Origin of the sequence: Streptomyces sp. GMY02 (assembly GCF_019056675.1) — a bacterium.
Classification (GTDB): domain Bacteria; phylum Actinomycetota; class Actinomycetes; order Streptomycetales; family Streptomycetaceae; genus Streptomyces; species Streptomyces odonnellii.
The window spans coordinates 5,532,233-5,552,884 of the sequence record NZ_CP077658.1 but is presented as its reverse complement, the minus strand read 5'-3'; the positions used below and the strand labels follow the sequence as shown (position 1 = coordinate 5,552,884).

Annotated in this window: 14 protein-coding genes; 7 read left to right on the top strand and 7 right to left on the bottom strand. The window is 71.1% G+C overall.

The window, feature by feature from the left end:
• Positions 1 to 208: 208 nt before the first annotated feature.
• From KQY30_RS23505 to KQY30_RS23485, 5 genes are all read right to left on the bottom strand, one after another.
• Complete coding sequence (locus KQY30_RS23505; protein WP_217308522.1) at positions 209 to 4,054, bottom strand: ABC transporter ATP-binding protein; 3,846 nt, start codon at positions 4,052 to 4,054, stop codon at positions 209 to 211.
• 200 nt (positions 4,055 to 4,254) lie between these two features.
• On the bottom strand, positions 4,255 to 5,112 hold the full coding sequence (locus KQY30_RS23500) for a serine hydrolase (protein WP_217308521.1): 858 nt from the start codon (positions 5,110 to 5,112) through the stop codon (positions 4,255 to 4,257).
• 175 nt (positions 5,113 to 5,287) lie between these two features.
• Positions 5,288 to 6,958 (bottom strand): thiamine pyrophosphate-binding protein, encoded by a 1,671-nt coding sequence (locus KQY30_RS23495; protein ID WP_217308520.1) that lies wholly within the window; start codon positions 6,956 to 6,958, stop codon positions 5,288 to 5,290.
• Positions 6,955 to 8,088, bottom strand: coding sequence for an agmatinase (gene speB / locus KQY30_RS23490; protein WP_254407293.1), 1,134 nt, complete (start codon positions 8,086 to 8,088; stop codon positions 6,955 to 6,957). The genes KQY30_RS23495 and speB overlap by 4 nt, the downstream gene beginning before the upstream one ends.
• A 197-nt stretch (positions 8,089 to 8,285) precedes the next feature.
• Entirely contained in the window at positions 8,286 to 9,779 is a 1,494-nt protein-coding gene (locus KQY30_RS23485) for a sodium:solute symporter (protein ID WP_217308519.1), read from the bottom strand.
• A 139-nt stretch (positions 9,780 to 9,918) separates the two neighbouring features.
• On the opposite strand from KQY30_RS23485, the gene KQY30_RS23480 reads away from it, so the two are divergent.
• Both KQY30_RS23480 and KQY30_RS23475 read left to right on the top strand, forming a co-directional pair.
• Positions 9,919 to 11,523, top strand: coding sequence for a PucR family transcriptional regulator (locus KQY30_RS23480; protein WP_217308518.1), 1,605 nt, complete (start codon positions 9,919 to 9,921; stop codon positions 11,521 to 11,523).
• A gap of 149 nt (positions 11,524 to 11,672) precedes the next feature.
• Positions 11,673 to 12,830, top strand: coding sequence for an acyl-CoA dehydrogenase family protein (locus KQY30_RS23475; RefSeq protein ID WP_217308517.1), 1,158 nt, complete (start codon positions 11,673 to 11,675; stop codon positions 12,828 to 12,830).
• Positions 12,831 to 12,902: 72 nt separating this feature from the next.
• Here the strand turns inward: KQY30_RS23475 and KQY30_RS23470 are convergent, their stop codons facing one another.
• A complete protein-coding gene (locus tag KQY30_RS23470; RefSeq protein ID WP_217308516.1) occupies positions 12,903 to 13,682 on the bottom strand; it encodes a phosphatase in 780 nt (259 codons plus the stop codon).
• A 9-nt stretch (positions 13,683 to 13,691) separates the two neighbouring features.
• On the opposite strand from KQY30_RS23470, the gene KQY30_RS37180 reads away from it, so the two are divergent.
• The gene (locus tag KQY30_RS37180; protein ID WP_302185334.1) at positions 13,692 to 13,817 is read left to right on the top strand and encodes a hypothetical protein; all 126 of its coding nucleotides are present in this window, start codon (positions 13,692 to 13,694) and stop codon (positions 13,815 to 13,817) included.
• Between the two features lie 204 nt (positions 13,818 to 14,021).
• On the opposite strand, the gene KQY30_RS23465 is transcribed toward KQY30_RS37180, so the two are convergent.
• Positions 14,022 to 14,636, bottom strand: coding sequence for a TetR/AcrR family transcriptional regulator (locus tag KQY30_RS23465; RefSeq protein ID WP_217308515.1), 615 nt, complete (start codon positions 14,634 to 14,636; stop codon positions 14,022 to 14,024).
• A 100-nt stretch (positions 14,637 to 14,736) separates the two neighbouring features.
• On the opposite strand from KQY30_RS23465, the gene KQY30_RS23460 reads away from it, so the two are divergent.
• From KQY30_RS23460 to KQY30_RS23445, 4 genes are read left to right on the top strand one after another with little or no spacing between them, the layout of a single operon-like run.
• Entirely contained in the window at positions 14,737 to 16,368 is a 1,632-nt protein-coding gene (locus tag KQY30_RS23460) for a carboxyl transferase domain-containing protein (RefSeq protein WP_217308514.1), read from the top strand.
• An 8-nt stretch (positions 16,369 to 16,376) separates the two neighbouring features.
• Positions 16,377 to 18,491: a biotin carboxylase N-terminal domain-containing protein gene (locus KQY30_RS23455; RefSeq protein ID WP_217308513.1), complete on the top strand. Its 2,115-nt coding sequence runs from the start codon at positions 16,377 to 16,379 to the stop codon at positions 18,489 to 18,491.
• Entirely contained in the window at positions 18,488 to 19,429 is a 942-nt protein-coding gene (locus KQY30_RS23450; RefSeq protein WP_217308512.1) for a hydroxymethylglutaryl-CoA lyase, read from the top strand. The genes KQY30_RS23455 and KQY30_RS23450 overlap by 4 nt, the downstream gene beginning before the upstream one ends.
• Positions 19,430 to 19,436: 7 nt before the next feature.
• Positions 19,437 to 20,597, top strand: coding sequence for an acyl-CoA dehydrogenase family protein (locus tag KQY30_RS23445; protein ID WP_046507999.1), 1,161 nt, complete (start codon positions 19,437 to 19,439; stop codon positions 20,595 to 20,597).
• The last annotated feature ends 55 nt before the right edge of the window (positions 20,598 to 20,652 follow it).

The following is a 20,652-nucleotide window of genomic DNA, read 5'->3' as shown; positions in this document are numbered from 1 at the left end:
AAGACCGTGCAGCAGTGCTCTTCCGGCGCCGATGCCACTACCCGTACCAGCAGCGGCCCATCCCCCAGCCCGACCCGACACACGCCCCCCTCAAGGCCCCCATCACATATATGCGTACGACGCGTCAACGGCCCGGAAGGTTGTGGAGGACACCAAAGGGCGGCAAGTGCGCCCACGCGCCCCCCTTGATGCCCCCGCACTACGCCCCTCAGACCACCGCGGCCGACTCCTCCTCGCCGAGGAAGCTCCGCCACAGCTTGGCGTACCGTCCCTCCAGCGCGAGGAGTTCATCGTGCGTACCGTCCTCGACGACCCGCCCGTGGTCCATCACCACCACGCGGTCCGCGCGGGCCGCGGTGGTCAGCCGGTGCGCCACGACCAGGGTGGTGCGACGGCCCGTCAGCCGGTCGGTGGCCTGGTTGACCAGGGCCTCGCTGGCCAGGTCGAGGGCGGCGGTCGCCTCGTCGAGCAGGAGTATGTCGGGATCGACCAGTTCGGCGCGGGCCAGGGCGATCAACTGGCGCTGTCCCGCAGAGAGATTGCGCCCGCGCTCTGCGACCTCGTGCAGATAGCCGCCGTCCAGCGTGGCGATCATCTCGTGCGCGCCGACCGCGCGCGCCGCCGCCTCGACCTCCGCGTCGCGCGCGTCGGGGCGCCCGTACGCTATGGCGTCACGGACCGTACCGGCGAAGAGGTACGCCTCCTGCGGTACGACTCCGAGCCGGTGGCGGTACGCCGTCAGATCCAGGTCGCGCAGATCGCTGCCGTCCACGGTGACCCGGCCGGAGGTCGGATCGTAGAACCGCGCGACCAGCTTGACCAGCGTGGACTTGCCCGCTCCGGTCTCGCCGACGAAGGCGACGGTCTGGCCCGCCGGTATCCGCAGATCGACACCTGCCAGCGCGGCCTCCCCCGAGCCGGTGCCACTGGCCGGGACCCTCGAACCTGCGGCGTCCGCGCCCGACTTCCCATTCGACGCGAGCCCGCCGCTCGTCAAGGCATCGCTTGTGAACGCGTCGCTCGCAAGCTCGTTGTACACGAACTCCACGCCCTCGAAGGCGATCTCGCCCCGCAGCGACAGCACGTCCAACGGTTGCTTCGAGGCGGCCGTCGAGGTCGGCTCCCGCAGCAGCTCCTGGATCCGGCCCAGCGAGACGGTCGCCTGCTGGTAGCCGTCGAAGACCTGCGAGAGCTGCTGCACCGGGGCGAAGAACAGATCGATGTACAGCAGATACGCGACCAGCGCGCCGGTCGTCAGCGTTCCGGCCTCCACCCGCCCCGCGCCGACAATCAGGACGGCCGCCGCGGCCACCGAGGACAGCAACTGTACGAAGGGGAAGTACACCGATATCAGCCACTGGCCCCGCACCCGGGCCTCGCGGTAATGGTCGCTGCGCCCGGCGAACCGCTCCGCGCCGTCCTTCTCGCGCCGGAACGCCTGGACGATCCGCAGCCCGGACACCGACTCCTGGAGGTCCGCGTTGACAACGCTGATGCGCTCGCGGGCCAGTTCGTACGCCTTGACGCTCTTGCGGCGGAAGTAGACCGTACCGACGACCAGTACCGGCAGGGTCGCGAAGACCACCAGCGCGAGCTGGACGTCGATCACCACCAGCACGACCAGAATGCCGAAGAAGGTGACGACGGAGACGAACGCCGTGACCAGGCCGGTCTGGAGGAACGTCGAGAGCGCGTCCACATCGGTCGTCATCCGGGTCATGATGCGACCGGTCAGCTCACGCTCGTAGTAGTCGAGCCCGAGGCGCTGGAGCTGCGCGAAGATCTTCAGGCGCAGCGCGTAGAGAATGCGTTCGCCGGTCCGCCCGGTCTTGCGGGTCTCACCGATCTGCGCCGCCCACTGGACGAGTACGGAGACGAGTCCGAGCGAGGCAGCCACCCAGACGGCACCGAGAGCGAGCTGCTCGACGCCCTGGTCGATGCCGTGCCGGATGAGGACCGGGAGCAGCAGGCCCATTCCCGCGTCGACCGCGACGAACGCGAGGCTGATCAGCAACGGCAGCCCGAAGCCTCGCAGCAGCCGGCGCAGTCCGTACGACTCCTCGGCGGCGACCGCGCGCGCCTCGTCGACCTCGGGGGTGTCCGTGGCCGGAGGCAGCGCCTCCACCTGGGCAAGCAGTTCGGGGGTGGCGCCGGGGGCCGCCGCGTCGGCGGCGTCCCGCGCCTCGTCGCGCACCCACAGCCCGGGGGTGACTCCGCGCTCGGCGTCGAACTCGGCGTCGATCTCCTCCTGGAGGGCGCGGACCTCCTCCGGGGAAGGGGTGTCGTCCGCGCATTCGGCGGCGACGGGGGTGTGGCCGGGCGAGACCCCGCCGAGTTCCTCGGGGTCGGTCAGCAGCCGGCGATAGAGAGCGGACCGTTCCTCCAGCTCCTCGTGGGTGCCGATGTCGGCGAGCCGTCCGCCGTCGAGTACGGCGATACGGTCCGCCAGGCCGAGGGTGGAGCGGCGGTGGGCGATGAGCAGGGTCGTGCGCCCGGCCATCACCGCGCGCAGCGCCTCATGGATCTCGTGCTCGACGCGGGCGTCCACGGCGGAGGTGGCGTCGTCGAGGAGGAGCAGCCGGGGGTCGGTGAGAATGGCGCGGGCCAGGGCGATGCGCTGGCGCTGGCCGCCGGAGAGGGTGAGGCCCTGCTCGCCGACCTTGGTGTCGTAGCCGCCGGGCAGGGCGCTGATGAAGTCGTGGGCCTGGGCGGCGCGGGTCGCCTGGAGGATCTCCTCCTCGGTGGCGTCCGGCTTTCCGTAGGCGACATTGGCGCGGACGGTGTCGGAGAACAGGAAGCTGTCCTCCGGTACGAGTCCGATGGCGGCCCGCAGTGAGTCGTGTGTCAGCTCGCGCACATCGTGGCCGCCGACGAGGACGGCACCGTGCGTCACGTCGTAGAAGCGCGGCAGCAGGAGCGAGACGGTGGACTTGCCGCTGCCGGAGGAGCCGACGACGGCGACGGTCTCGCCGGGCCGTATCTCCAGCGAGAAGCCTTCGAGGACGGGCCTGCCGTTCTCGTACGCGAACGACACGTCGTCGAACTCGACGGAGCCGGGGGCGTCCGCGGGCAGTTCCTTCGTGCCCTCCTTGAGGGTGGGCTCGGTGTCGATCAGCTCCAGTACGCGTTCCACACCGGCGCGGGCCTGCTGGCCGATGGTCAGCACCATGGCGAGCATCCTGACCGGGCCGACAAGCTGGGCGAGATAGGTGGAGAAGGCGACGAACGTACCGAGGGTGATCTGGCCGCGGGTGGCCAGCCAGCCGCCGAGCGCCAGCATGGCGACCTGTCCGAGAGCGGGTACGGCCTGGAGCGCGGGGGTGTAGCGGGCGTTGAGCCGAATGGTGCGCAGCCGGCCGGCGAACAGCTTGCGGCCGGCTTCGCGGAGCTTGCCCGTCTCCTGGTCCTCCTGCCCGAAGCCCTTGACGACCCGGACACCGGAGACCGCTCCGTCGACGACCCCGGCGACGGCGGCGGCCTGGGACTGGGCGTACCAGGTGGCGGGGTGCAGCCTGGTGCGGCTGCGGCGGGCGATGTACCAGACGGCGGGGGCGACGGCGAGGGCGATCAGGGTCAGCGGCAGGGACAGCCACGCCATGATCGCCAGGGATATGAGGAACAGCAGGACATTGCCGATGGTCATCGGCAGCATGAAGAGCAGGCCCTGGATGAGCTGGAGGTCGCTGGTGGCACGGCCGACGACCTGCCCGGTGGAGAGGCTGTCCTGGCGCCGTCCGTCGAGACGGGCGATCGTCTCGTACATCTCGGTACGGAGATCGTGCTGGACGTCGAGTGCGAGACGGCCGCCGTAGTAGCGCCGGACGTATGTGGCGGCGTAGACGCCGAGCGCGGCCAGGACCAGCAGGCCCGTCCAGACGAGGAGGGAGCGGCTGCCGTCCCCGATGACATCGTCGATGACGACCTTGGTGATCAGCGGGACGAGCGCCATCACCGCCATGCCGGCGAGCGACGACCCGAGCGCGAGGATCACATTGCGCCGGTACCGCCAGGCGTACCCGGTCAGCCGCCGTGCCCAGCCCTGCTCCGCCGCCACTGATGCCTCCCGGTCGTCCTGATCTACCGGAAGGCACCAACGCGGGCGGCGGCGGATTTCATCCCTCCGCAACAAAGACCGGTCTGCGGTCCTAGGACCCGCCCCTCACCGGCCCGATTCCTCACCGAACCGGTCCCTCCCTGGACCGGTTCCTCTGCGGACCGGTCCGTCACCGCCGGCCTCGCGACCGGCGGCCGTCGTCACTTGGCGGCGGCGAGATCCTTGTGGACGGCGCGGGCGACGGCCTGGATGGTGTTGATGCCGTCGTTCATCGTCTTGTTGTCATGGGTGAGCACGGTGATCAGGTAGTTGTTGCCCTTGCCGGTGAACGCGCCGATGCTGTGCACGCGCCAGCCGTGGGTGGACCGCTGGAGCCAGCCGTTCTTGAGCTGGACGGTGGCCGAGGCCGGGGCGCCGGCCGGGACGCCCCAGCGCTGGGACGAGATCACCCTGCGCATCCGGTCCAGGATGTAGCTGCGGGCGTTGTCGCTGAGCACGCTGTTCTTGGCGGTCACCAGGGTGAGGAGCTGCTGCTCGTCACGGGCGGTGATCTGGGTCAGCCCCCAGGAACCGTTCGCACCCGGGGTGGTCTGGGTCATCCCGGCGGCCTTGAGGAATCCCTTGATCTTCGTCAGACCGAGCTGCTTCCACAGGGTGCTGGTCGCCGCGTTGTCCGACTTGGTGATCATGGCTGTGGTGAGGTCGACCTCGCGCTGGGTCAGATAGCGGTTGGTCTTCTTGGCGTCCCAGAGCAGGGTCGCGAGGACGGTGACCTTGACCACGCTGGCGGAATCGAACTTCTGGGTGGAACGGAGGGTGCACCGTGAGTTGGTCGTACGGTCGTAGACCGCGACGGCGGTGGTCGACGCCCTGCCCTTGAGCGCCGCGGTGATGTCCTTGGACAGCTTGCTCGCGAGGCCGGCCTTGCCGGAGGTACAGGCGACGGCCGGAGCCGCGGCCATCGCGGGTGCCGCTCCCGCCGCGACCGGTACGAGTCCGGCGGCGAGGGCGATGGAGAGCGCGCCCCGGGCGCGCCAGGATATTCGCTGCTGAGTCATGAAGTCCCCGCCCCTGTCCCTCGTGTCAGGAGCGCGCCGCCCGGCGCGCTCGCAGACATGATGCACAGGGAGGGGTCAATGGTTGTATGGGCTCGAACACAATCCCGGACCGAGACCGAATCGTGTTGGTTTCTGCCGCCCCTGACTCCCTCTTGCCGAGACCGCTGGGCCGGGCTCAGAGATGCGTCGGCGCGAACATCCTGAGCAGGGCGGGAAGCACCACCACCGAGGGCCCGGAGGTGGCGAGCGCGGCGGCGAGGTCGTCGCGCAACGATTCCGGGTCCGTACGGACGGCCGGGACGCCGAAGGACTCCGCGAGGGCCACGAAGTCCGGGCGGGCCAGCTCCGTACCGGTGGTCTCGCCGAAGGCGTCCGTCATGTACTCGCGCAGGATGCCGTAGCCACCGTCGTCGACGATCAGCCAGGTGACCGGGAGGCCGTACTGCCGGGCGGTGGCCAGCTCGGCTATGGAGTACATCGCGCCGCCGTCGCCCGATACGGCCAGGACCGGTGTCGTACGGTCGGCCGCCGCGGCGCCGAGAGCCGCGGGAAAGCCGTAGCCTAGGCCGCCCGCGCCCTGGGCCGAGTGCATGGGGCCCGGCCAGGCGGACCAGGCCCAGTAGGCGAGGATCGTCATGTCCCAGAAGCTCGGGGACGCGGCGGGCAGGGCAGCGCGTACGGCGTCGAGCACCCGTCGCTCCAGGGTGAGGTCCTGGGCCTCGATCCTGGCCCGTACCTTCGCCAGAACCGTACGGACCGCTTCGGCAGCGGCCGGGTCGTGGCGCCGGGTGACCGACTCCAGCAGTGCGGACAGCGCTGTCCGGGCGTCGGCGTGGATGCCGAGCGCGGGGTGGTTGGACTCCAGCTTGCCGAGGTCCGCCTCGATCTGGATCACCCGGCCGCGGGGACGGAGGGTGTGGTAGTTCGAGGAGAGCTCGCCGAGTCCGGAGCCGACGACCAGCAGGACGTCCGCGTCCTCCAGGAAGTCGGTAGTGTGCCGGTCCTCGATCCAGGACTGGAGCGAGAGCGGGTGCTCCCAGGGGAAGGCGCCCTTGCCGCCGTAGGTGGTGACGACCGGGGCGGAGAGCTTCTCGGCGAGGGCGAGCAGCTTGCCCGGGGCGTCGGCCCGTATCACCCCGCCGCCCGCGATGATCACCGGGCGCTCCGCGTGCGACAGGGCGTGCGCCGCGACCGCGGTCAGCTCGGGGCGCGGCGTCAGCTCGCGCGGCGTGGCGTCCGGCACCGTGACGACCGGCAGGGTGGTCGGCGCGAGCAGTACGTCCTGCGGGATCTCCACCCAGACCGGGCCGTGCGGGGCGGTGAGCGCGGACTCCCAGGCGGCGGCGATCGCGGAGGGGATCTGCGAGGCGGTACGGACGGGGTGGACGGATTTGACGATGGCGCGGAAGGACGCCTGCTGATCCGGGAGTTCATGCAGATAACCACGGCGTCCACCGCCGAGGCCCGCGGCCGGCACCTGACTGGAGATGGCCAGCACCGGGGCCGACGCGGCAGCCGCCTCCTGGAGCGCGGGCAGCGAGGTGAGCGCGCCGGGACCGGTCGACAGCAGCAGGGGCGCGGCCCGGCCGGTGACCCTGCCGTACGCGTCGGCGGCGAACCCCGCGTTGTTCTCGACGCGCAGCCCGACATAGGCCAGACCGGATCTGCGGAGGGCGTCGAACATGCCGAGCGCGTGCTGGCCGGGCAGCCCGAAGACGGTGGTCACGCCGAGACCGCTCAGGGTCTCGATGACGAGGTCGCCCCCGTTCCGCCCGACCGGCGGGTTCAGCGCGGCCTTGGTCTGCGCCTCGGTGGGGCGGAGCATCACATCGTGGTCGTGGGTCATTTCGCCGCCTCGTCCGGCGCCCCGGCCGCGGTCCGAGCGGCAGACGCGGCGGCGGTACGGGTCTCCGCCGTCTGGCGGGACATGATCGTGGTGAGTTCGTAGGCCGTGTGGGAGGCGGCGACGGAGGTGATCTCGGCGTGGTCGTACGCGGGCGCGACCTCCACGACATCCGCCGAGACCAGGTGGCAGGAGGCCAGCCCCCGGACGATCTCCAGCAGTTCGCGGGAGGTCAGTCCGCCTGCCTCGGGGGTGCCGGTGCCGGGCGCGTGTGCCGGGTCGAGCACATCGATGTCGACGGAGATGTAGAGCGGGCGGTCCCCGATGCGCTGCCGGAGTTGGTCCGCGATCTCGTCCACACCCCGGCGCATGACATCGGCGGAGGTGACGATGCCGAAGCCCATCCTGGCGTCGTCGTCCAGGTCCCGCTTCCCGTACAGCGGACCGCGGGTGCCGACATGGGAAAGCGCCTCGGTGTCGAGGATGCCCTCCTCGACGGCCCGGCGGAACGGCGTGCCGTGCGTGTACGCGGCGCCGAAATAGGTGTCCCAGGTGTCGAGATGGGCGTCGAAGTGGAGCAGCGCGACCGGGCCGTGCTTCTTGGCCACCGAGCGCAGCAGCGGAAGCGCGATGGTGTGGTCGCCGCCGAGTGTCATCAACCGGGCGCCGGTGCCGAGCAGTTCATCGGCGGCGGCCTCAATGGTGTCGACGGCCTCACCGATGTCGAACGGATTGGCCGCGATGTCCCCGGCGTCCGCGACCTGCGCGAGCGCGAAGGGCGAGGCGTCCTGGGCCGGGTTGTAGGGACGCAGCAGCCGCGAGGCCTCCCGTATCGCGTTGCCGCCGAACCGGGCGCCGGGCCGGTAGGAGACCCCGGCGTCGAAGGGGACGCCGACCACGGCGACATCGGCGGTGCCGACCTCGTCGAGCCGGGGCAGCCGGGCGAAGGTGGCCGGTCCGGCATACCGCGGGATACGGGACGAGTCGACGGGCCCGCGCGGACGGCCGCCGGGCCGGCCGTCGCCACGCGAACTGTCGCCGGGCAGGCGGTCGTCGGGCCTGGGCGAACCGTCTTCACGGCCGGCGGCGGCCGGGTCCGTGGGTACCTGTCCGCTGTGTCCGTTGCTGCTCATCGTCGGGCCTCTCCGGTGATGCGTGCGGCTCCGCACTGCTCTGTTCTGTGTCGTCTGTGTCGTCTGTGCCGACTCTGTCGTCGGACTGATGTGCTCAAAGCTGAAGTGCTCGAAGCTGATGTGCTCAAGAATGACCCGGCCCGCCGACAGACGTGGCGGCCTGTGGATAACTCTTCCCGGACCCGCCTCGGACCGCTTCAGACCACCGGGACCGCGCCCTCCCCGGCGCTCGCCACGGCACCCACCTCACCCTCCTGACCAGCCAGTCTGCGGCGCCAGGCGACCAGCACCGCCTCGTCCGTGGGCCTGGTCATCAGACTGACGATCACATAAGCAGCCAGCGAGGAGAGCAGCCCGTAGTAGATCGGTTCCGTGGCGAGGATCCCGTACGCCGCCATCAGCCCCACCACCGCGCCGCCACCGACGATCACGGCGGCCAGCGCCCCGTACACCGTGCCGCGCCGCCAGAGCAGACCGCCGAGGATCGGTACGAGCAGCCCTCCGACCAGCAGGTTGTACGCGACGGTCAGCGCCTCGACAACATTGTTCAGCGCGATCGCGACGGCGATGACGGCGACGCCCATGATCAGGACGAAGAGCCGGTTGCCCCTGACCTCGTCGTGCCGGGCATCGCCGCCGGCCCCGTCGCCGCCCTCGCGTCCGGCGCTCCGCAGCCGCGACCAGATGTCGTTGTTCGCAACGGTGGCGCACGCGATCAGCGCGCCCGAGGACGTCGACATGACCGCCGCGAGGGCGGCGGCCAGCACCAGCCCCCGTACCCCGATGGGCAGTTCGTCCTTGACGATGGTCGCGAACGCGTCGTCCGCGCTGCCCAGATCCGGGTAGAGCGTCTTGGCGGCCGTACCGATGACCGCGCCGGCCAGGGCGTATGCCAGACAGTACGTACCGGCGACGGTGCCGCCCCAGCGTGCCACCTTGTCACCGCGCGCGGTGAACACCCGCTGCCAGATGTCCTGTCCGATCAGCATGCCGAAGGTGTAGATCAGGACATAGGTGAAGATCGTCTCGCCGCCGATGCCGAACGGCGCGAAGTACTCGTCCGGCAGCTTGGCCCTCATCTCTCCGAAGCCGCCCGCCTTGACCACGGCGATGGGCAGCAGGAGCAGCAGCACCCCGATGGTCTTGACGACGAACTGCACCATGTCGGTGAGCGTGATGGACCACATGCCGCCGAGCGTCGAATAGGCGACGACGATCGTGCCGCCCAGGATGATCGCGACCGTACGGTTCAGATCGAAGAGGACATCGAAGATCGTGGCGTACGCGATGGTCGAGGTGACCGCGAGCATCAGGGTGTACGCCCACATCACGATGCCCGAGATGAGCCCGGCCCGGCCGCCGTACCGGAGATCGAGCATCTCGGAGACGGTGTAGACCTTCAGCCGGGCGATCCGCGCGGAGAAGAAGACGGAGAGCGCGAGCAGTCCGAGGCCGATGGTGAAGACCATCCAGGCGCCCGAGAGGCCGTGCCGGTAGCCGAGGCCGACACCGCCGATGGTGGACGCGCCGCCGAGGACGATGGCGGCCATGGTGCCGGAGTACATCCACGGGCCGAGTCTGCGCCCCGCGACCAGGAACTCGCTCTTGGATCCGGCGCGTCGCATGCCCCACCAGCCCATGGCGAGCATGCCGGCCAGATAGACGACGATCACCGCGTAGTCGACAGCCATGGCTTCCTCCGTCTGGTTCCGCCGGGTCCGGGCGTCCTCGTCCGGGCGCCGTCCGTGGGACATGACCGTAGGTGGCCGGAAAGCAACGCTGAAGTGTACGTTTCATCCATTCCGCTCTCCGATGATGGATGGATCGTCCATGCCGGATCCCGTACCGCCGCCCACCCCGCCCGTTCCGCTTGCCGCGCTGCTGGCGGACAGCGGGCTCGGTCTGCGCCGGATCGCCGGTCCGGATGATGACTCGGCCACGGCTGTCCACTGGGTGCACACCTCGGAGATGGCCGATCCGTATCCGTATCTGCTCGGTGGGGAGCTGCTGCTGACCGCTGGTGTCCAGTTCACGGCTGCTTATGCCGACGCGTATGCGGCACGGGTGGTCGAGGCGGGGGCGGCGGCGCTCGGTTTCGGGGTGACGCCGGTGTACGACAGGGTGCCCCCGGCCCTCATCACGGCCTGCGACCGGCACGGCCTGCCGCTGCTGGAGGTCCCGCCGCGCACGCCGTTCACGGCGGTGGCGCGCGGGGTGTGGCGGCTGATGGCGGAAGCACGCCACCGGGAACTTCGCCGGGTGACCCGGGCCCAGCAGGGTCTGGCCGCCGCGGCGGCCCGCCGGGACCCGGTGCCCGCGGTGCTGCGTCAGCTCGCGGTACGGCTCGGAGGGCGGGCGGTGCTGTTCGCACCGGACGGCACGGAGTTGTACGGGACGGGCCGCGCCCTGTCCCCGGCGGCCCGCGAAGCACTGGCGCGTCTGGCAGGGGTGGTCCATCCGGACAGTCGGCCGGGCGACCGGCTGCCGGGACCCAAACCGGACTCCCGGCCGAACTCCGGGCCCGGCTCCGCGCCGGACCACTCACCGGCCTCCCGACCGCACCCCACACCGGATCAGGACACCACGCCAAGTTCGGCATCAGGCGCCCGACCGGCCCCGCTGCCGGCCCCTTCCCCAACCCCCTCCTCCGCCGCCGACACCGTCGACGGCACCCGTCTCGCCGCCTACCCCCTCGCCGGTGGCCATGGCCTCGTTCTCGGCGTCGCCGTGGCGGACGGAGGCCGGGAGCCCGGGGATCACACCATCACCGGCGTCGCCGTCGTCCTGCTCTCCCTCCTCGCCGCGCCCCACCAGAGCGCGGCCGAGGCCGGCCGCTCCGCCGCGCTCGTACGGCTGCTTCTCGGCGCCACGCCCGCCGAGGCCGCTCCCCTGCTCGGCGCCGGGCCCTGGACCGTGGTCCACGCGCGCGGCAGCGCCACCCCTTTCGCCGCGGGCGCGCTCGCGGCGGCCCTGGGCAGCACGCTGGTCGAGGCGGACGGCGCGGCCGTCCGCATCCTCACCGACCGCGAGGTCACCGCCCAGCCTGGCTGGATCCTCGGAGTCAGTGACCCCGTGGGCCCCGCGGATCTCGCCGCCGCCGACCTCCGCGCCGGGCGTGCGCTGCGCCGGGCGGAGGCCACCCGTACCCCGCTCGTACGCCACCACGAGGCGGGACTCGCCGGGCTGGTCGGACCCGAGGAGGCCGCGGCCCACGCACGGACCCGGCTGGCCCCGCTCGACGGCTCCCCCGCCCTGGCCGAGACCCTGCGCACCTGGCTCTCCCTGCACGGGAGCTGGGACCGTACGGCGGTGGCGCTGGCCGTGCACCGCAATACGGTCCGCCAGCGCATCGCCCGCTGCGCGGCCCTCCTCGGCGCCGACCTGGACGACGCCGACGTACGGATGGAGCTGTGGTTCGCGCTGCGCTCCCTGTGACTGTGACATGCGCGACGGCCACGCGGCACTTATCCACAGGCTCTGTCCACAGCCCTGGACAGCTCCGGTGACCCCCGGGTAACTTCCCACTAGATCTGAGCAAGCGCTTAGCAGGTCGGCCGGAGTTGAACGGACAGAGGGGGCTTACGGTGCGTCGTACCGTCTACAACGAGGACCATGAGGCGTTCCGGGAGACCATCCGCGCCTTCATCGAGGCGGAGGTCGTCCCCGTCCACGACGAGTGGTACGCGGCGGGCCAGGCGCCACGCGACTTCTACTACAAGCTCGGTGAGCTGGGCATCTTCGGTATCGAGGTGCCGGAGGAGTACGGCGGCGCGGGCGAGGAGTCCTTCAAGTTCCAGGCGGTCATCACCGAGGAGACCGCGCGGGCCGGTGTCTCCTTCGGCGGCTCGGGCGTCCATATCGCGCTCTGCCTGCCGTATCTGAAGGCGTATGCGACGGATGAACAGAAGAAGCGCTGGCTGCCGGACTTCGTCAGTGGCAGGACGATGTACGCCATCGCCATGACCGAGCCGGGCACCGGCTCCGATCTGGCCGGGATGAAGACGACCGCCAGGCTGTCCGAGGACGGCACGCACTATGTGCTCAACGGCGCGAAGACCTTCATCACGGGCGGCGTCCACGCGGACCGGGTGATCGTCTGCGCGCGTACCGCGCCGCCGTCCCCCGAGGACCGCCGCCATGGGATATCGCTGCTGGTCGTGGACACGAAGACGGAGGGGTACGCGGTCGGCCGCAAGCTCGACAAGCTGGGGCTGAGGATCTCCGACACCGCCGAGCTGTCCTTCACGGATGTCAAGGTGCCGGTCGGGGACCTGCTCGGCGAGGAGAACAAGGGCTTCTCCTATCTCGGCCAGAACCTGCCGCAGGAGCGGCTCGGGATAGCCGTCGGTGCCTATGCGCAGGCGGCAGCGGCGGTCCGGTTCGCGCAGCAGTACGTCCAGGAGCGGACGGTCTTCGGGAAGTCCGTGGCGTCCTTCCAGAACACCAAGTTCGAGCTGGCCGCGTGCAAGGCCGAGGTGGACGCGGCGGAGGCGGTGGTCGACCGCGCGCTGGAAGCGCATGATCTGGGCGAGCTGTCCGCCGCCGAGGCCGCGTCCGCGAAGCTCTTCACCACGGAGGTGGCGCACCGCGTGATCGACAAGTGCCTCCAGTTGCACGGCGGGTACGGCTATATGAACGAGTACCCGATAGCCCGGCTGTACGCGGACAACCGGGTCAACCGTATCTACGGCGGCACCAGCGAGGTCATGAAGATGATCATCGCCAAGTCGATGGGGCTGTAGCGGGCGACGGGACGGTAAGGCCGGGACGGTGCGGTACGGCCGGAGGGAGCCGGGACGAGCCGGAGGGAGGCGTCAGAGCAGACCGGCTTCGTTCAGCAGGTAGGCCGTCATCGGGTCGTAGAAGCGCGGGTCCGTGACATGGTCGTCCAGGGGGACCGTGACCTCCATCGTGCCCTCGGCCTCGGCGAGGAAGAGGGCGGGGTCGTTGCAGTCCGCGTAGCCGACCGAGTCGAGCCCGCGCTGGGCGGCGCACCCGGCCCAGCCGTGGTCCGCGACCACCAGGTCCGGCTGCGGTCTGCCGTCGCGCTCCAGCCCGTCCAGGATCGCGCGCATCGGTTCCGGCGAATGGGTGTGCCAGAGGGTGGCGCCGCGCTCCAGCATCGCGACGTCGGCGAACTGGAAGACCATGCCCTCGTCGGCGGTGAGCCCGGTGGGGATGCGTACGATCTCGCAGCCGGCGGCCCGGAGCGCGTCCGCGGTCTGCCGGTGTACGTCCAGGAGCCCTCCCGGGTGGCCGGTCGCGAACAGCACGCGCTCCTTGGCGGCGGCGGCCTTGCGCAGCCGGGCGGCCATCCGCTCCAGGGCGTCGATGGTCAGATCGGGGTCGATGGTGTCCTGGCCGGCCCGGTGCTCGGGGTCGTCGTTGACGCCGCACCGCTCGGCCATCACGGCGAGGACGTCCTGCTCGTCGGTCCAGCGCTCGCCCAGCTCAAGACCCAGCCAGTAGTGGCGGTCGCCGTTGGCGAGCTTGCGGTAGTGGGAGAGGTTGTTGTCGCGGGGGGTGGCCACGTCTCCGGCGATACGCGTACGGACGAGGTGGTCGACAAGGGCGGCGCGGCTGGGTATCGGCATGAGCCCATTGTGCCGTCAGCCCCGCACCCCGCGCCGGATGTCCTGCTCTCCGGACAGCTCGGAACGGTGCTGGACAGCTCCGAACGACGCTGGACGGCACTGGACGGCACGGAACCGCACCGGACGCTGCCCTAACGGCCCACCGGCCCCCGGAACGCGCCGCACAAAGAGCCGTCGCCCCGCCGCACGGAGACCCGTGTCCCCCGCCTCACGGCACGGAGAGCCGTCGCCCCGCCGCACGGAGACCCGTGTCCCCCGCCTCACGGCACGGAGAGCCGTCGCCCCACCTCACGGCACGGACAGCCGTGTCTCCGCCCCACGGAGAGCCTTCGCCGCGCCTCACGGAGAGCCGTCGTCGTTGCCCAGGGCCGCGAAGGCGCCGTGGGCCAGGCGGCGGAGCAGGGATTCCGTGGCTGTGCGGGTGGGGAGCCCGGGGGTGTGGGGGCCCAGATGAGGGGTGGAGTTCAGGAGTCCGAAGACGGCGTGGACCGCGCCTCGGGCCTGGGACTCGGGGACCTCGGGGTAGAGCTGCCGTACGACCTCGACCCACAGCTCCACGTACTGGCGCTGGAGCTGCCGCACCAGCTTGCGGTCGGTGTCCCTGAGCCGGTCCAGTTCGCGGTCGTGGAGGGTGATCAACGGGCGGTCGTCGAGGGCGAAGTCGATATGGCCGTCGATCAGCGAGGCCAGTACGGCGGCCGGGTCCGCGGTCTCCCCGGCCCCGCGCACGCGCCGTCTGCCGCCGTCCAGCAGCCGGCCGCTGATGCCGACGAGCAGCTCGGCGAGCATGGCGTCCTTGCCCGCGAAATGGCGGTACAGACCGGGGCCGCTTATGCCGACCGCCGCCCCTATCTCGTCGACGCCGACCCCGTGGAACCCGCGCTCGGCGAAGAGGCGCGCGGCCTGCTTGAGGATCTGCTCGCGGCGGGTCGGGGCGGCGGTCCTGGTGCTCATGAGAATTCATTCTAGACAGGACTGTTAGCGGTCGTTAACCTGAAGGCAATGACGTTAACGCTCACTAACCCAGCGAGCCCGGCGAAGGGAGCTTCGAGCGATGCAGCAGGCACCGGTGCTGGCGAGCGCCGCGGATCCGGCCGCCGAGTCCTGGCGGGTCAATGAGGCGGCGCACGAAGAGCTGGCCACGGGGCTGCGGGCCCGGCTCGCCGCGGCCCGGCTCGGTGGCGGCGAGAAGGCCCGCGCCCGGCACACGGCCCGCGGCAAGCTGCTGCCGCGCGACCGGGTGGACGCACTGCTCGACCCCGGCTCGCCCTTCCTGGAGCTGGCACCGCTCGCGGCCGAGGGGATGTACGAGGGCGCGGCCCCGGCCGCCGGGGTGATCGCCGGGATCGGCCGGGTCAGCGGCCGCGAGGTGGTGATCGTCGCCAATGACGCCACGGTCAAGGGCGGCACGTATTACCCGATGACGGTGAAGAAGCACCTCCGCGCCCAAGAGGTGGCCCTGGAGAACCGGCTGCCGTGCCTGTATCTCGTCGACTCCGGGGGCGCCTTCCTGCCCATGCAGGACGAGGTGTTCCCCGACCGGGACCACTTCGGGCGGATCTTCTACAACCAGGCCAGGATGTCCGGCGCGGGCATCCCGCAGATCGCCGCGGTGCTCGGATCCTGCACGGCCGGCGGCGCGTATGTCCCGGCGATGAGCGACGAAGCGGTGATCGTGCGCGGGCAGGGCACGATCTTCCTGGGCGGGCCGCCCCTGGTGAAGGCGGCCACGGGCGAGGTGGTCACGGCCGAGGAGCTGGGCGGCGGCGAGGTCCACTCCCGGGTCTCGGGCGTCACCGACCATCTCGCGGAGGACGACGCGCACGCGCTGCGGATCGTGCGCACCATCGTCTCCACCCTCCCGGCCCGGGGCCCCCTCCCCTGGTCCGTCGAGCCGGCCGAGGAGCCCAAGGCCGATCCCGCGGGGCTCTACGGAGCGGTTCCGGTGGACTCCCGTACGCCCTATGACGTCCGCGAGGTCGTCGCGCGGCTCGTCGACGGCTCGCGGTTCGCCGAGTTCAAGGCCGAGTTCGGTACGACACTGGTGACCGGGTTCGCACGGATCCATGGGCACCCCGTCGGGATCATCGCCAACAACGGCATCCTTTTCTCCGAGTCCGCCCAGAAGGGCGCGCACTTCATCGAGCTGTGCGACCAGCGCGGCATCCCGCTGCTCTTCCTCCAGAACATCTCCGGCTTCATGGTCGGCAGGGATTACGAAGCGGGCGGGATCGCCAAGCACGGCGCGAAGATGGTCACGGCCGTGGCGTGCGCGCGCGTGCCGAAGCTGACGGTCGTCATCGGCGGCTCGTACGGAGCGGGCAACTACTCGATGTGCGGCCGGGCCTACTCCCCCCGCTTCCTGTGGATGTGGCCCAACGCCAAGATCTCGGTCATGGGCGGCGAGCAGGCCGCCTCCGTGCTCGCGACCGTCAAGCGCGATCAGATGGAGGGGCGCGGCGAGGAGTGGCCGGCGGAGGACGAGGAGTCCTTCAAGTCGCCGATCCGCGCACAGTACGAGACCCAGGGGAACGCCTATTACGCGACCGCGCGCCTCTGGGACGACGGAGTGATCGACCCGCTGGAGACCCGGCAGGTGGTGGGGCTGGCCCTGACCGCGTGTGCCAACGCCCCACTGCCCCAGAGGGACAGCACGGCGCCCGGCTTCGGCGTCTTCCGGATGTGAGGGTGGGAATGTTCGACACGGTTCTGATCGCCAACCGCGGCGAGATCGCGGTCCGCGTCATCCGCACCCTGCGGGGTCTGGGGGTGCGCTCGGTCGCGGTCTTCAGCGACGCCGACGCGGACGCCCGGCATGTACGGGAGGCCGACACGGCGGTCCGTATCGGCCCGGCGGCGGCGTCCGAGAGCTATCTCTCCATCGGCCGGCTGCTGGCGGCGGCGGAGCGTACGGGAGCGCAGGCGGTCCACCCGGGCTATGGCTTCCTCGCGGAGAACGAGGCGTTCGCGCGCGCCTGCGCCGACGCGGGGCTGGTCTTCATCGGGCCGCCCGCCTCCGCCATCGAGCTGATGGGCGACAAGATCCGCGCCAAGGAGACGGTACGGGCGGCGGGGGTGCCGGTGGTGCCCGGCTCCTCCGGCAGCGGACTGTCCGATGCCGAACTGGCCGCGGCGGCCGCGGAGATCGGTATGCCGGTGCTGCTGAAGCCGTCGGCGGGCGGCGGCGGCAAGGGCATGCGCCTGGTGCGTACGGAATCGTTGCTGGCCGAGGAGATCGCGGCGGCCCGGCGCGAGGCGCGGTCCTCCTTCGGGGACGACACGCTGCTGGTGGAGCGGTGGGTGGACCGGCCGCGCCATATCGAGATCCAGATCCTGGCGGACACGCACGGGAACGTGGTGCATCTCGGCGAGCGCGAGTGCTCGCTGCAACGGCGCCATCAGAAGATCATCGAGGAGGCGCCCTCGGTCCTGCTGGACGAGGCGACCCGTGCGGCCATGGGCGAGGCGGCCGTCCAGGCGGCGCGCTCCTGCGGGTACGCGGGCGCGGGGACGGTCGAGTTCATCGTGCCCGGCGGCGACCCCGCGTCGTACTTCTTCATGGAGATGAACACCCGTCTCCAGGTGGAGCACCCGGTCACGGAGCTGGTCACCGGCCTCGATCTGGTCGAGTGGCAGCTCCGGGTCGCGGCCGGTGAGGAACTGCCCTTCGCCCAGGCCGACATCACCCTCACCGGCCATGCCGTGGAGGCCCGGATCTGCGCGGAGGACCCGGCGCGGGGGTTCCTGCCGACCGGCGGTACGGTCCTGGCGCTGCGCGAGCCGCAGGGCGCGGGGATACGGACGGACTCGGGCCTCTCCGAGGGCGCCGAGGTCGGCAGTACGTACGACCCGATGCTCTCCAAGGTCATCGCCCATGCCCATGACCGCCCCACCGCGCTGCGCAAGCTCCGCGCGGCCCTGGCCGGGACGGTCACCCTCGGTGTCACCACCAACGCCGCGTTCCTCCGCCGGCTGCTGGCCCATCCCTCGGTCGTCGCGGGCGAGCTGGACACGGGCCTGGTGGAGCGGGCCGCGGACTCCCTGCTGCCCGACGGGGTCCCGCCGGAGGTGTACGCGGCGGCGGCAGCGGTCCGCCAGGCGGAGCTGCGACCGGCCGCGCCGGAGGGCTGGGTGGACCCCTTCTCCGTGCCGAACGGCTGGCGCATGGGCGGCACGCCCGTCCCCGTGACACACCATCTGCGGGTGCCGGGACTCGAACCCGTCGGTCAGCAGGTACGGCCCGGGGACGGGTACGAGGTGGAGCCCGGCCAGGTCACGGTCACCGTCGACGAGGTGACCCATACCTTCCACCGGGCCGGCGACTGGCTCGGCAGGGACGGGGAGAGCTGGCAGGTGCGGGACTTCGACCCGGTCGAGGCCGCCCTGCGCGCGGGCGCCGCGGGCGGCGGGGTGGACTCGCTGGTCGCACCCATGCCGGGGACGGTCACCGTCGTCAAGGTGGGGCTGGGCGACGAGGTCGCCGCCGGGCAGAGCCTGCTCGTCGTCGAGGCGATGAAGATGGAGCATGTGATCTCCGCGCCGCACGCGGGGACCGTCACCGAGCTGGATGTCACCCCCGGCTCCACCGTCGCCATGGACCAGATCCTGGCCGTCATCACGCCGAATGCAGAACCGGATACCGAACCGGCCTCCGGACCCGCGCCGGCACCGGACTCCGTACCGGCCCCCGGAACCACGTCCGCCCCGGCACAGGCCCCCGCCCCCACGCAGGACCCCGCCCCGGCACAGGGCCCGGCTCCCGCGCAGAGCCTCGGCCCGGACATCGCCGTCCCCCAGGAGGAGTCATGATCCACGGACTGCCCATGGCCGTGCCCTCGGAGGAGCTGCCGCCCCAGGTCCGTATCCATGAGGTGGGCGCGCGTGACGGGCTCCAGAACGAGAAGGCCGTCGTACCGACGGAGGTCAAGGCCGAGTTCATCCACCGTCTCGCCGACGCCGGGCTGACCACCGTCGAGGCGACCAGTTTCGTACGTCCCGACTGGGTGCCCCAGCTCGCGGACGCCGAGGAACTGTTCCCCCTGCTCGGCGATCTGGGCCCGGAGGTCGCGCTCCCCGTCCTCGTGCCCAACGCCCGTGGCCTCGACCGCGCGACCGCCCTCGGGGCCCGGCGTATCGCCGTGTTCGCCAGCGCCACCGAGTCGTTCGCCAAGGCCAATCTCAACCGTACGGTCGACGAGTCCCTGGCGATGTTCGCGCCGGTCGTGGAGCGGGCCCGCGCCGACAAGATCCATGTCCGCGGCTATCTCTCCATGTGCTTCGGCGACCCCTGGGAGGGCCCGGTCCCCATCCATCAGGTGGTCAGGGTCGCCAAGGCCCTGATGGACCTGGGCTGCGACGAGCTGAGCCTCGGCGACACCATCGGCGTCGCCACCCCCGGCCATGTGCAGACCCTGCTCTCCGAGCTGAACGAGGAGGGCGTGCCCACCAATGCCCTCGGGGTGCACTTCCACGACACGTACGGCCAGGCGCTCGCCAACACCTTCGCCGCGCTCCAGCACGGCGTGACCACCGTGGACGCTTCGGCGGGCGGCCTCGGCGGCTGCCCGTACGCGAAGAGCGCCACCGGAAACCTCGCCACCGAAGATCTCGTGTGGATGCTCGACGGCCTCGGTATCGAAACCGGCGTCGATCTCGGCCGGCTCACCGCCACCAGCGTCTGGCTGGCCGAACGGCTGGGCCGCCCCAGCCCTTCCCGTACCGTCCGAGCCCTCTCCCACAAGGAGTGACGCACCCATGTCCCTGGACCACCGGCTCTCCGCCGAGCACGAAGAACTGCGCCGCACGGTCGAGGAGTTCGCGCACGATGTCGTGGCGCCCAAGATCGGCGACTTCTACGAGCGGCACGAGTTCCCGTACGAGATCGTCCGCGAGATGGGGCGGATGGGGCTGTTCGGGCTGCCGTTCCCCGAGGAGTACGGCGGGATGGGCGGGGACTATCTCGCGCTCGGGATCGCCCTGGAAGAGCTGGCCCGGGTCGACTCCTCGGTGGCGATCACCCTGGAGGCGGGGGTGTCGCTCGGCGCCATGCCCGTCCATCTCTTCGGTACGGAGGAGCAGAAGCGCGCCTGGCTCCCCCGGCTCTGCGCGGGCGAGATCCTCGGCGCCTTCGGGCTGACCGAGCCGGAGTGCGGCTCGGACGCGGGAGGCACCCGTACCACCGCGGTGCGCGACGGCGACTCCTGGGTCATCAACGGCAGCAAGTGCTTCATCACCAACTCCGGGACGGACATCACCGGTCTGGTCACGGTCACGGCGGTCACCGGCCGCAAGGAGGACGGGCGTCCGGAGATCTCCTCGATCATCGTCCCGTCCGGCACCCCCGGCTTCACCGTCGCGGCCCCCTACTCCAAGGTCGGCTGGAACGCCTCGGACACCCGCGAGCTGTCCTTCTCGGACGTCCGGGTGCCGCTGGCGAATCTGCTCGGCCAGGAGGGCCGGGGATACGCCCAGTTCCTCCGGATCCTGGACGAGGGGCGGATCGCGATCTCGGCCCTGGCGACCGGTCTCGCCCAGGGATGCGTGGACGAGTCGGTGGCGTACGCGAAGCAGCGGCACGCGTTCGGGCGGCCGATCGGCGCCAACCAGGCCATCCAGTTCAAGCTCGCCGACATGGAGATGCGTGCGCACATGGCACGGATCGGCTGGCGGGACGCGGCGTCGCGGCTGGTGCGCGGTGAGCCGTTCAAGAAGGAGGCGGCGCTGGCGAAGCTGTACTCGTCGACGGTCGCCGTCGACAACGCCCGGGAGGCGACCCAGATCCATGGCGGATACGGCTTCATGAACGAGTATCCGGTGGCCAGGATGTGGCGCGACTCCAAGATCCTGGAGATCGGCGAGGGCACCAGCGAGGTCCAGCGGATGCTGATCGCACGGGAGTTGGGCCTCCCGGCCTGAGCCGTCCGGGACCCAGGTCGGCCGGGCCTCATGGCCTCGGCCGACCCTCCCCCGG